Origin of the sequence: Streptomyces sp. NPDC059900 (assembly GCF_050270335.1) — a bacterium.
Taxonomy (GTDB): domain Bacteria; phylum Actinomycetota; class Actinomycetes; order Streptomycetales; family Streptomycetaceae; genus Streptomyces.
The window spans coordinates 1-6,916 of the sequence record NZ_JBNNJZ010000440.1; the positions used below are offsets into that span (position 1 = coordinate 1).

Genomic DNA, 6,916 nt, shown 5'->3' on the forward strand with positions numbered 1-6,916 from the left:
ACACCCTGATGTACGTGCCGCTGAGCATCGTCATCGGACTCGCCCTGGCCCTGGCCCTGAACCGGCGCATCCACTTCGTGGGCCTGTACCGCACCCTGTTCTTCGTGCCGTTCGTCATCTCGGCCACCGCCCAGGGCGTGCTGTTCTCCTTCATCCTCGACCCCGACTTCGGGGCGGCCAACTCCGTCCTGCACCACCTGGGCATCTCGCCCCAGGGCTTTTTGACCGACTCCTCGCAGGCCCTGTTCGTCCTGGTCGCCATCACCCTGTGGAGCGGCACCGGACTGTGCACCGTCATCTACCTGGCCGCCCTCCAGGACGTGGACCAGTCACTGATCGAGGCCGCCCGCCTGGACGGCGCGGGACGCCGGCACCTGCTGCGCCACGTCACCCTGCCCACCCTCACCCCGGTCAGCGTCTTCCTGCTGCTGTGGCAGACCATCCAGTCCCTGCAGGTCTTCGACCTGGTCTATGTGACCACCAAGGGCGGACCCCTCGGCTCCACCACCGTGATCGTCTACTTCATCTGGGAACAGGCCTTCAAGAACTTCACCGCCGGGTACGGAGCCGCGGCCGCCTACGTCCTGGCGCTGGCCCTGTTCGCCGTCGGCGCCGTGCTGCGCGTGGCCCGCGGCCGCGGCCGCTCCCTTCGTACGAAAGCAGCCGCCTGATGACCGCCACCACCACCGCGCCCGAGACCGCCGCCCGCCGCACCCCCCGGCCCGCCGCGGTGCGCCGCCGCCGCTTCCACCTGCCCTTCAGCGGCTGGCACGCGCTGCTCGCCCCGCTGGCCCTGCTCTTCGCCGTGCCGCTGATCTGGCTGCTGCTCAGCTCCGTGATGAGCAACGCCGAGATCAACCGCTTCCCGCCGGCCCTGTGGCCCTCACGCATCGACCTGGGCGGCTACCGCTACGTCCTGGGCAACGCCATGTTCCCGCGCTGGCTGCTGAACTCGGCGATCGTCTCCGCCGTCGCGGTCACCTCCAACCTCGTCTTCGGCGCCCTGGGCGGCTATGCGTTCGCACGGATGCGCTTTCGCGGCTCGCGCACCCTGCTCGTGCTGATGCTGGCGACCATGGCGGTGCCCTTCCAGCTGACGATGATCCCCACCTTCCTGGTGATGAAGAAGCTGGGCCTCATCGACACCCTGGGCGCGCTGATCGTGCCCTCCCTGGTCACGCCGTTCGCGGTGTTCCTGCTGCGGCAGTTCTTCCTCTCCCTGCCCCGCGAGCTGGAGGAGGCCGCCTGGATCGACGGCTGCTCGCGGCTGCGGGTCCTGGGCTCGATCGTGCTGCCGCTGGCCCGGCCCGCCCTGGCCACGGTGGCCGTCCTGACCTTCCTGACCACCAGGACCGACCTGACCTGGCCGCTGATCGCCATCAACCACGACACCCAGTACACGCTGCAACTGGGCCTGACCACCTTCCAGGGCCAGCACCACACGCGCTGGTCCGCGGTGATGGCCGGCAACGTGCTCACCGTCCTTCCCGTCCTGGTCGCGTTCCTCTTCGCGCAGAAGGCCTTCATCCGCTCGGTCACCTCCAGCGGCCTCAAGGGCTGACCCGCCCCGCACCCCTGCCCCGTACCACTGCTCCGCACGCCCCCGCACCATCCGAAGGAACTCAAGGAACGCGATGCCACCCACGTACGACCTGCTCGTCATCGGGGACGCCAACCCCGACGTGATCCTGGGCCCGCTCGACGCCCCGCTCGCCTTCGGCCAGCACGAACAACTCGTCGGCGCCGGATCCCTCACCCTCGGCGGCTCCGCCGCGATCATGGCGTGCGGGGCCGCGCGCCTGGGCCTGGAGGTCGCCTTCGCCGGCCGGGTCGGCGACGACGACGCCGGGCGCTATCTGCGCGACACGCTCACCGAGCGCGGCGTCGACACCCGGGCCCTGCACCTGGACCCCGACCGGCCCACCCCGCTGACCGTCGTGCTCACCCGGGGCGAGGACCGCGCCATCCTCACCTCGCCGGGCACCCTGAGCGCCGTCAGCGGCGCCGACGTCCCCGAAGAGCTCCTGGGCGGCGCCCGCCACGTGCACGCCGCCTCCTACTTCCTGCAACCGCGCCTGGCCGGCGACCTGCCCCGGCTCTTTCGCACCGCACGCCAACACGGCGCCCGGACATCCCTGGACACCCAGGACGACCCCTCGGGACGGTGGGACCCGGCCGCGCTGGGTGCCGTCCTGGCCCACACCGACGTCCTGCTGCCCAACGCCCGAGAAGCCCTGCACCTGGCCGGACTGCCCTCCGGCAGCCCGGCGCAGGCGGCCGAACTGCTCGCCGCCCGCGTCCCGCTGGCCGTCGTCAAGAACGGCGCGGACGGCGCCCTGTGCCACGACGGCCGCACCCTGCACACCGCACCGGGCCTGCCCCTGACCCCCATCGACACCGTCGGCGCCGGAGACAGCTTCGACGCCGGCTTCGTCACCGCCCTCCTCGACGGCCAGGAGGCGCAGCAGGCCCTGCGCTTCGCCGTCGCCTGCGGATCTCTGTCGACCCGCGCCCACGGCGGCACATCGGCCCAGCCCACGCGAGACGAAGCCCTCGCCCACACCACTCCGAGCGGAGCGCACGCCTCATGAACCACCCCAAGATCACCTTCATCGGCGCGGGCAGTGTCGTCTTCACCCAAGGCCTGCTCGCCGACCTCTTCGCCTTCCCCGAGCTCAAGGGCGCCCACATCGCCCTGCACGACATCGACTCCGAACGCCTGGCCACCGCGCAGGCCGCGGCCGAATACATCGCCGACCACCTGGGCGCGCACGCCACCATCTCCAGCCACGCCGACCGCCGCGAGGCCCTGGCCGGCTCGGACTTCGTCATCAACATCGTCCAGGTCGGCATGGGCGAGGCCACCCGCACCGACTTCGACGTCCCCGCCGCCCACGGGCTGCGCCAGACCATCGGCGACACCCTGGGCGTCGGCGGCATCTTCCGCGCCCTGCGCACCTTCCCGCTCCTGAAGGCCCTGGGCCAGGACATCGCCGAACTCTGCCCCGAGGCCTGGCTCCTGAACTACACCAACCCCATGGCCATGAACATCCAGTACCTCACCGAGGCCACCGGCCTGACCAAGGTGGTGGGCCTGTGCCACTCGGTGTACTGGACCATGCGCGACCTGGCCGACCTGGTCGGCGTCCCCTACGAGGAGATCACCTACCGGGCGGCCGGCGTCAACCACCAGGCGTGGGTCCTGCGCTTCGAGCACCAGGGCAAGGACCTCTACCCCCGCCTCGACGAACTGATCGCCAAGGACGAGCAGTTGAAGCGCCGGGTGCGCGTGGACATGTACCGGCGCCTTGGCTACTACCCCACCGAGACCAGCGAGCACTCCTCGGAGTACGTGCCCTGGTACCTGCACCACGACAGCGAGATCGAGCGCCTGCGCCTGCCGGTCGGCGCCTACCTGGGCATCGTCGAAGAGAACGTCGCCGCCTACCACCAGACCCGCGACGCCCTGGCCGCGGGCCGGCCGCTCACCGTCGAGGGCACCATGGAGTACGCCCCGCAGATCATCCACAGCATCGTGACGGGCACCGCGCGCACCGTGTACGGCAACGTCCCCAACCACGGCCTGATCGACAACCTGCCCGGCCACGGGGTCGTCGAAGTGCCCTGCCTCGTGGACGCCTCCGGCATCCAGCCCACCCGCGCCGGCTCCCTGCCCCCGCAGCTGGCCGCCCTCAACCGCACCTACCTGAGCATGAACGACCTGGTCGTGCGCGCCGCCCTCGAGGACGAGCCGCGCCACATCCGGCACGCGGCGATGACCGACCCGGCCACGGCCGCGGCCCTGACCGTGCAGCAGATCTGGCGGCTGTGCGACGACATGGTCCGCGCGCACGCCGACCGCCTCCCACCCGCCCTGCGCCAGACGCTCGGCGACTGACCCGCCCTTCCCGCACCCCGCTGCCGCCCCGCAGGGCCCCGTACAGAGAAAGCACCCTCCATGTCGCTCACCCGTCAGGAAATCGACTCCCAGCCCCAGTGCTGGCAGCACGCCCTCAAACGCCTGCCCGACCACACGCGGGTACTGCCCGCCAAGGGCGAGCGGGTCGCCGTGATCGGCTGCGGCACGTCGCTGTTCATGGCCCGGGCCTACGCCCACCTGCGCGAGGACCTCGGGCACGGCCCCACCGACGCGTTCCCCGCGTCGGCGGCCCGGCTGCACCGCCCCTACGACCGCATCCTGGCCCTGACCCGCTCGGGTACCACCACCGAGATCCTCACCGCCCTGCGGACGGCCCCCGCCTCCGCGCGGACCACCACCATCACCGCGGTGGCGACGTCGCCCGCCGCGCGCGCCGCCGACGACGTGATCGTCCTCGACCACGCCGACGAGCAGTCCGTGGTGCAGACCCGCTATGCCACCACCCAACTGGTGCTGCTCCTGGCCCACTTGGGCCACGACACCGAGCAGGCCCTGAGCGACCTGGACACGGCCCTGAACGCACCGCTGGATCCGCGGCTGCTCGCCGCGGAGCAGATCACCTTCCTCGGCGAGGGCTGGCACGCCGGCCTGGCCGAGGAGGCCGCCCTCAAGGTGCGCGAGGCCGCCGCCCACTGGACCGAGTCGTACTCGGTGATGGAATACCGCCACGGCCCCATCGCGGTGGCCGGCCCCGGGCGGGCCGTGTGGAGCCTGTCCCCGCTGCCCGCAGAACTCGCCGCCCGGATCGAAGCCACCGGCGCCCACCTGCGCCGTCCGCAACTGGACCCGCTGGCCGAACTGGTCCTCGCCCAGCGCCTCGCGGTGCGGCGCGCCCAGGACGCCGGACGCGACCCGGACCGCCCCGACCACCTGACCCGCTCCGTCGTCCTGGCCTGAACCATAACCATGACGTCGTGAGCGCCCGGCCGCGGCGGCCGGTCTCCCCCGGCCGGCCGCCGCGGCCCCGACCTCCGGCCCGTCCGACATACACCGTAAGATCGACATCGCGCCACATTCCGCACGGCCTGCACGCTTCGAACGAAAGCTCCCCATGCACCGCCTGTACCGCTCGCGCCCCGGCCGCCTGGCCGCCGGTGCCGCCGCCCTCCTGCTCGCCGCCGCCTGCTCCACCGGCGAGGGCAAGGACACCCCGGACACCTCCACACACCGGGCGGACAGCGTGCGCGCACCCGAAGCCGGCGCCGTCTTCGACTACCAACTCGGCGGCCCCTACCCGCCCCGGGACGCCGTACAGGCCCTCTCGCGCGACCGCTCCGCCGAGCCGGCCCAGGGCCTGTACAACGTGTGCTACGTCAACGCCTTCCAGACCCAGCCGGGCGATGCCATCGCCTGGTGGAAGAAGACCCACCCCGACCTGCTCCTGAAGAACGACGAGGGCACCCTGGTGGTCGACGAGGACTGGGACGAGCCGCTCCTGGACATCTCCACCTCCGCCAAGCGCGAGAAGCTGATGAAGGTCGTCGGACCGTGGATCGACGGCTGCGCCGCATCGGGATACGACGCCGTGGAGCCCGACAACCTGGACTCCTACGAGCGCTCCGAGGACCTGCTGACCTCCGAACACGCCGCCGCCTTCGCCGAGTTGCTCGCCCGGCGCGCCCACGACAAGGGCCTGGCCATCGCGCAGAAGAACACCACCGACCTGCTGCCCGAGCGCGAGCGCATCGGCTTCGACTTCGCCGTCGTCGAGGAGTGCGCGGCCTACAAGGAGTGCGGCGACTTCGCCGACGCCTACGACGACAAGGTCTTCGCCGTCGAGTACACCCGGCGGGACTACCGAACCGCCTGCGACGCCTACGCCTCCCGCCTGTCCATCACCCTGCGCGATCGCGACGTCACCCCCAAGGGCACGAAGGGCTACGTCTTCGCGCAGTGCTGATGAAGCGCTGTTGACCCCTACGGTGTGGACATGACTGCTCCGGGTGTCTCTGTTCCAGGGCGTCCGCCACTCCCCACGGGCTGGCGGCGGTTTCTCTTCCGGCTGCCGATCTGGCTCTGCCGGGCCCGTCTCGGCGCCCTGTTGGGCCGGCGCTTCCTCCTGCTCGAACATGTGGGGCGCACGTCGGGGCAGCTGCGCCGCGTCGTGATCGAGGTGGTGGCGCGTGACGATCCGGCCGGCCCGTCGTGGACGGTGGCCTCCGGGTTCGGGCCGAAGTCCGCCTGGTACCGCAACCTGCAGGTCACGCCCCGCACGACGATCCAGGTCGGCGCACGGCGCCACGAAGTCCTCGCACGGTTCCTGTCACCGCGGGAGGGCGGTGAGCTCATGGCGCGATACGCGGTCCGGCATCCAAGAGTGGCCCGCCGGCTGACCGCCTTCATGGGCTTCGAGGTGAAGGACGGCAGCGCGCAGGAATTCCGGAGGGTGGGCGCCGCCATTCCCTTCGTACGGTTCGAGCCCGCCGCACCAACAGCGCCCTCCCCCGGCCCGGCACGCCCGTAGGCATTGCCGCAGGCCCCGCCCGCCCCCCCGGCCCCCGCCGCACCGGCGGCCGGGGGGGTGCACCCGGATCGCTTGTCTGACAACGGCCCCCCCCCCCGCGGTAGGCATGGTGCGTGCAGACCTTCCTCCCGTACTCCGGCTTCACGCGCTCCGCCGCCGTCCTCGACCAGGCACGCCTGGGCAAACAGCGCGTCGAGGCCCTCCAGGTCCTGCGCGGCCTGACCGTGCCCGGCTATGGATGGCGCCACCACCCCGCGGTCCGCATGTGGACCGGCTACGAAGAGGCCCTGGTCCGCTACGGCCTCGACATCTGCGCCACGTGGGTGGCCGAGGGCCGCACCGACACCTGCGCCGCCACCCTGGTCAGCGACTACACCCGCCACCGCCCCGACAGCGCGGTACGCACCCGCGAGCAGCTCGCCGACGCCGGCGAACTGCCGCCCTGGCTGGGCGACCGGGCCTTCCACCGCAGCCACCGCTCGGCCCTGGTGCGCAAGGCCCCGGAGTTCTAC

8 protein-coding genes are annotated in these 6,916 nt (G+C 71.9%); all 8 read left to right on the forward strand.

What is annotated here, in order from left to right; all coding sequences use genetic code 11:
• Window positions 1–671 (forward strand): carbohydrate ABC transporter permease (locus tag ACQKIP_RS35405; protein WP_427745077.1); only part of this gene is annotated, 671 nt, incomplete at its 5' end.
• A complete protein-coding gene (locus ACQKIP_RS35410) occupies window positions 671–1,561 on the forward strand; it encodes a carbohydrate ABC transporter permease (RefSeq protein ID WP_427745078.1) in 891 nt (296 codons plus the stop codon). The genes ACQKIP_RS35405 and ACQKIP_RS35410, both read left to right, overlap by 1 nt.
• Window positions 1,562–1,634: 73 nt before the next feature.
• Window positions 1,635–2,591, forward strand: a complete 957-nt coding sequence (locus tag ACQKIP_RS35415) for a carbohydrate kinase family protein (RefSeq protein ID WP_365859539.1) — start codon at window positions 1,635–1,637, stop codon at window positions 2,589–2,591.
• Window positions 2,588–3,898 (forward strand): alpha-glucosidase/alpha-galactosidase, encoded by a 1,311-nt coding sequence (locus tag ACQKIP_RS35420; protein WP_365859541.1) that lies wholly within the window; start codon window positions 2,588–2,590, stop codon window positions 3,896–3,898. Before ACQKIP_RS35415 ends, ACQKIP_RS35420 begins: the two co-directional genes overlap by 4 nt.
• Before the next feature lie 60 nt (window positions 3,899–3,958).
• On the forward strand, window positions 3,959–4,837 hold the full coding sequence (locus tag ACQKIP_RS35425; protein ID WP_365859543.1) for an SIS domain-containing protein: 879 nt from the start codon (window positions 3,959–3,961) through the stop codon (window positions 4,835–4,837).
• Window positions 4,838–4,991: 154 nt separating this feature from the next.
• Entirely contained in the window at window positions 4,992–5,840 is an 849-nt protein-coding gene (locus ACQKIP_RS35430; RefSeq protein ID WP_365859545.1) for an endo alpha-1,4 polygalactosaminidase, read from the forward strand.
• A gap of 30 nt (window positions 5,841–5,870) precedes the next feature.
• Window positions 5,871–6,404, forward strand: a complete 534-nt coding sequence (locus tag ACQKIP_RS35435; protein ID WP_365859547.1) for a nitroreductase family deazaflavin-dependent oxidoreductase — start codon at window positions 5,871–5,873, stop codon at window positions 6,402–6,404.
• A 113-nt stretch (window positions 6,405–6,517) separates the two neighbouring features.
• Window positions 6,518–6,916, forward strand: a 399-nt coding sequence (locus ACQKIP_RS35440; protein WP_427745079.1) for an MSMEG_6728 family protein, incomplete at its 3' end; no start/stop codon positions are given.

Coding starts and splice junctions, on each gene's coding strand:
- ACQKIP_RS35420 (WP_365859541.1), top strand. CDS start 2,588: ATGAACCACCCCAAGATCACCTTCATCGGCGCGGGCAGTGTCGTCTTC.
- ACQKIP_RS35425 (WP_365859543.1), top strand. CDS start 3,959: ATGTCGCTCACCCGTCAGGAAATCGACTCCCAGCCCCAGTGCTGGCAG.
- ACQKIP_RS35435 (WP_365859547.1), top strand. CDS start 5,871: ATGACTGCTCCGGGTGTCTCTGTTCCAGGGCGTCCGCCACTCCCCACG.
- ACQKIP_RS35415 (WP_365859539.1), top strand. CDS start 1,635: ATGCCACCCACGTACGACCTGCTCGTCATCGGGGACGCCAACCCCGAC.
- ACQKIP_RS35410 (WP_427745078.1), top strand. CDS start 671: ATGACCGCCACCACCACCGCGCCCGAGACCGCCGCCCGCCGCACCCCC.
- ACQKIP_RS35430 (WP_365859545.1), top strand. CDS start 4,992: ATGCACCGCCTGTACCGCTCGCGCCCCGGCCGCCTGGCCGCCGGTGCC.